Origin of the sequence: Flavobacterium sp. (assembly GCF_049318325.1) — a bacterium.
Classification (GTDB): Bacteria; Bacteroidota; Bacteroidia; order Flavobacteriales; family Flavobacteriaceae; genus Flavobacterium.
In genome coordinates, this window is record NZ_JBMOGQ010000143.1 from 1 (window position 1) to 5324 (window position 5324).

Here is a 5324-nt window from a genome sequence, read left to right on the forward strand (position 1 = left end):
CCAGCTGGTTGAACTGCAACTTGCCAAGAAGTTGCTGCTCCAGGATTACCCCAAGATGCTAGTGCAGAATTACTAGAAATTCCTGCTACTGTAGCGTTGGTAGGTTGTACACAGTTAATCCTATTGATAACTAAAGTATATCCAGTAGTTTGAGGTGTCGCCCATGTAGAAATTACAAAATAATAAGTTGATCCAGCTACAACTGGTAAATCAAATGTTCTTATACCTGTTCCACCATTGGCAACTCCTGCTAAACAATTTACACCAATATTAGCACAACTATTGTAAGCAAAAATTCCTGAGAAAGTTGCCGTAGGAGTCATTGCTACATTGATAGTTCCCGAGAAAGTTGGTGTAAATGAATAAACAACATCATTACCGTTCAAATAATTATTGGTTGATCCACAACCCGATGCTCCCGGACTTCCCTCTATAGTAGCATTATCTCCATAATTAGCGGTGGTATCTGTTGTAGTATAAGGTAGCGTACCTACAATTATTGGCGCAGCGCAAGTTAATCCTGGCGCAGCTGTAGTGAAGGATTGAGGTCCTGCCCACCCACTTAATCCCGAAAGACCGCCACAATCAGACCTTACATAAAAATTGTAGCAAGTTGTAGTATTAAGACCTGTAAATGGGTACGGATTAGTACTAGTGGTTATCCACCCCGTTGTTGCACTTGTTGGAGCGGGATCTGTACACGGTAATGCTATTACTTGCCAAGAAGTAGCGCTTCCAATAGGTGTCCATCCAAAAGAAACCGATGTAGGAGATAATCCTGCAGTAGTTAAAGCAACAGGTCTAGGACATGCTGGTGCTGGTGCGCAAGTGACATTAGCTAACCAACCTGAAGCAACAGTAGTTCCATTAGATGTAAACACAAAAGTTAAACAACCTGAAGGTGAAGATGAAGTAAATGACGGAGGCAAAGTTGTACCAGATAAAGTAGCTAACAAAGTGCCAGAAGCGTTATTTCCATCATATACTCTCATGATATCAGAACCTGCCTGAGTGTTAAAAGCAGTAAACGTAACAGTGACTGCATCACCAGGATTTACAGGACAAATTACTGTAGTAAGATTTTCATTATTGCCATAGTTACCTCCTGTTCCGCCAGTGTCAACAAAGTTGCCTCCGCAAACTGGTGGAGCGACTAAAGTCGATATTGTTGCACGCACCGGGCTCCAACCGCTATTAGTTGCACAAACCGCTCTAATATAGATATCATAACAAGTACCTGAAGCCAAGCCATTAAGAACGTAAGAAGGTCCCGCAGCGGCAGTAATATCATTTGCAGTTGGAATGGAACCAGCTGTTGGCGTAGGAGCACCGCATGGTAATGCAATAATATCAAAAGTAGAGGCAACCGTTAAATCGGGATTTGCTGGTTGCGTCCAGTTCAAAGTAACAGATGTTGTGGTTGGCGTAACTGCGGTTACAGCCGTAGGAATCCTACAAGCCGGAGCAGGATTACAGGTTACATTACTTGCCCAACCAGCTGAAGTTGTAGTTCCATTTGAAGTAAATACAAATGTTAAACATCCATTAGCTGAAGAAGCAGTATATGCTGGTGGCAAAACTGTTCCTGATAATGTAGCTAGCAATGGTGCGGTAGCATCATTACCATCATATACTTTTAAAAGGTCAACACCATTTTCTGTGTTAAATGCTGTAAAAGTTACTGTAACTAAATCACCAGGATTTACTGGACAGATAGTTGTAGTAATATTGGCATTATTGCCATAGTTACCTGCTATTCCGCCAGAATCAACAAAATTACCACCACAAACTGGTGGAGCAACAAGTGTTGTAAAGTTAGCAGAGGCTACAGACCAAGGACTTGCAAAACCAGTTGTACATCTAGCTCTTACATAAAACTTATATGCAGTATTTGGAAGCAATCCTGTTACTACATATGGAAAAGTAGTTGTTGTGTAATTCGCAACTCCAGTTGGGGTTCCTGTGGCAAGTACAACTTCTATTTCATAGGAAGCTGATCCTGAACCATTTGGATTTACCCAGTTCAAACTTGCGCTATTTGAAGTTATTAAAGAAACGGTTAATCCGGTTGGAGTTAAGCAAGGTGAATCAATACTAGCATTATCAATATACCATGTGTCACCTCCAGTACCTGTTCCTGGTTGGGTGAATATTTTCACAAAAGAAACATAAACGAATTGATTTGCATAAGCAGATAAGTCAACTGTTTTTTCTGTAAATATATCAAAGTTAGCAGTTGGCACTATTAATTCATTCTCTGTCCATTGTTGTACTAAAGAATAAGCAAAAGGATCGGTTTGTGAGGCTGTTGCAGGAGCCACTCTTATTTGATAAATAGTGCCTTGATTTCCAGAGGTGTTCATTCTTGTGTAAAAATTTAACACCCCATTAATTGGAATAAGAACAGGAGGAGTTGCTAAATATTCTTCAGAAGTATTTCCGGCACCAACATTTTCAATGTTGACAAAAGCAGAGTTAACTCCTTGGTATACACTAACTGGGGTAGTTATAGCACTATTAATATCCCATTGCACATTAGTTGTTGTTCCGCTGACACCATTATCAAAAACGGCCCAGTTGCCTGTTCCTAAAGTCCAGTTAGTTGATGGAAACGCATCAGGACCTGTAGTGTTTTCAAAACCTTCTAGAGCCAGCTGTGAATAGCCGCTAATGGAGGAGAATAAAATCAGCAGTAGTAAAGTAATTTTTTTCATAAAATGAAAATTTTGAGTTGTTTAATTAAAATTTGTTTAGGATTTTGAAGCCCAAATTTAATAAAATTTATGAATTCTTTATGAATTGTTTTGAAAAATCACATATTCAACAATATCAATTATAACTATCATTAAGAATCATTAACAATTTTATGATTTTATAATTCTCAAATGCCTAATTTTGCTAAAGAATAAAAAGACATGCTAGAAAAAGAAATTATTAATTTTGAAAGAACCGTAATTGTTGGAATTGTTACGCAAAATCAAAATGAAGAGAAGTTAACAGAATATCTGGACGAATTAGAGTTCTTAACCTATACTGCAGGAGGAGAGGTAATTAAAAGATTTTCTCAAAAATTAGAAAAACCAAATCCCAAGACTTTTTTAGGGACAGGTAAAATGGATGAAATTAGTTCTTATATCAAAGAAAAGAATATTTCTACAGTAATTTTTGATGACGAATTGTCGCCGTCTCAACAGAAAAATATTTCGAAAATACTTGATTGCAAAGTTCTGGACAGAACAAATTTAATCCTGGATATTTTTGCTCAAAGAGCAGAAACTTCCTACGCAAGAACCCAAGTAGAGCTTGCACAGTGTCAATATTTATTGCCAAGACTTTCCGGTATGTGGACGCACTTAGAAAGACAAAAAGGAGGAATTGGTCTCCGTGGCCCTGGAGAAACTGAAATTGAAACCGATAGAAGGATTGTTCGTGACCGAATAGCTTTACTAAAAGAAAAAATAAAAACCATCGACAAACAAATGTCTGTACAAAGAGGAAATCGCGGCGCTATGGTTCGTGTAGCATTGGTTGGTTACACTAATGTTGGAAAATCTACTTTGATGAATGTTATTAGCAAAAGCGAAGTATTTGTTGAAAACAAATTATTTGCAACTCTGGACACAACTGTTCGTAAGGTAGTTATCAAGAATTTGCCTTTTTTGCTTTCGGACACCGTTGGATTTATTAGAAAATTGCCAACACAATTAGTGGACTCTTTCAAAAGTACACTTGATGAAGTTCGTGAAGCAGATTTATTATTACACGTTGTTGATATTTCTCACCCTGATTTTGAAGAACATATTAGTTCGGTGAATCAAATTTTACAAGATATAAAGAGCAATGATAAACCTACAATAATGGTTTTTAATAAAATAGATGCTTTTAAAAATCAGGAAATTGAAGCCGATGATTTAATTACCGAAAAAACAACAAAGCATTATACTTTAGACGAATGGAAAACGACTTGGATGAATAATGTAGGAGAAAAAAACACTTTATTTATTTCGGCTACTAACAAAGAGAACTTCGAAGAGTTCAGAGAAAAAGTATATGAATCAGTGAGAAAAATTCACATTACAAGATTTCCGTATAATAAATTCTTGTACCCGGATTATAAAGACGCTATCGAAAAAGAGTAACTTTTTTCTATTGAAGATAGTATATATACCCAAAATTAAACCAAACATTCCAATCATTGGCTTTATTTTCAGTATAAATTGTAGGATCAGGATTTAAACCGTCAACCCAATTTGAAAAATAATATTGCCATCTCAAATCGACCATTAAATCGGAAAGTTCTGTTAATTTATATCTACACCCAATACTAGATACTATTGACCAAACAGTTCCACCTTGATTTGTTGTTGCATTGTAATATTTAATAGGCGTTGAAATAGGCGTATTCAATGGACCAAGTTCTGACCAAGCTCTTGGATCGTAAAAACTAAATTGTCCACCCAAACTAATAAATGGGGCAAGTGAACCTATAGTGGCCGTAAATTCTCTGACACTAAAAGGGAAAAATTCCAATTGCATACCAATATTGGTCACAGCTGTGCTTCCTCTCATCGCTTTTAATTGCTGTGCTCCTATTGAATTACCTTCAACCCATCTCCCAAAATGTTGTAAATCTGTTTTATTATAAGACAACTCGCTTCTTAATTTGAAGTGATCATTAAAATAAGTTTCAGGAGTGTAACAATTACATTCAGCTTTGTAGGAGAAATTCAAGTAATGTATAATTCCAATACCATAACCAGTGTTACCCATGTTTGTTGAAAAATCATTACGCTCTCCATAATCTGACTGAAAAGCAACAGGGCCAATTATAGCGCCTATTTCATGCGAAAAGCCGAATTGAGCCTTTAAGCTATTTGACAAGCCAAATAACAAAAGGAAAGTTATGATAAAATTTTTAGGCATTGACATACTAATTAATTCAAATCTCGACAAATATATAAAAACATCAATCAGTTATAAAATAAAATAAAAAATACTTGATTTATATGCAAAAAAAATAACCAAACGATTTAAAAAGCCAGAATAATTGAGGTCTTCTTAAAAGTTTTTTAATAGAAACATAAAAATTACAAGAATTTATAAAAAAGTATCACCTCCGTTTTTAATAAAATGTATATTTGTGCGATTTTACGAAATCGATTTCTTAAAATATTAATTAGCTAATTTTATGTCACAAAGTATTAATTCATTTATGGACTTGGTTGCAAAAAGAAATGGTCATGAACCAGAATTTATGCAAGCAGTTATGGAAGTTGCTGAAACAGTAATTCCTTTTATTGAACAAAATAAAAAATACCAAAACA

General features: G+C 35.7%; 3 protein-coding genes and 1 pseudogene. 2 read left to right on the forward strand and 2 right to left on the reverse strand.

The genetic code is table 11. The annotated features are described in order from the left end of the window. Positions 1-2714: fibronectin type III domain-containing protein (locus tag ACOYLP_RS10490; protein WP_422856121.1), on the reverse strand; the 2714-nt coding region annotated here is incomplete at its 3' end. A 201-nt stretch (positions 2715-2915) separates the two neighbouring features. Between ACOYLP_RS10490 and hflX the strand changes: the two genes are divergently transcribed. Beyond that, complete coding sequence (gene hflX / locus ACOYLP_RS10495; RefSeq protein ID WP_422856122.1) at positions 2916-4139, forward strand: GTPase HflX; 1224 nt, start codon at positions 2916-2918, stop codon at positions 4137-4139. A 7-nt stretch (positions 4140-4146) separates the two neighbouring features. Here the strand turns inward: hflX and ACOYLP_RS10500 are convergent, their stop codons facing one another. Continuing rightward, positions 4147-4923 carry a THC0290_0291 family protein gene (locus ACOYLP_RS10500; RefSeq protein ID WP_422856123.1) on the reverse strand — a complete coding sequence of 259 codons (777 nt, stop codon included), beginning with the start codon at positions 4921-4923 and terminating at the stop codon, positions 4147-4149. Between the two features lie 265 nt (positions 4924-5188). Here ACOYLP_RS10500 and ACOYLP_RS10505 point away from each other — a divergent pair. Beyond that, positions 5189-5324: pseudogene (locus ACOYLP_RS10505) on the forward strand (glutamate dehydrogenase); the annotation flags it as partial.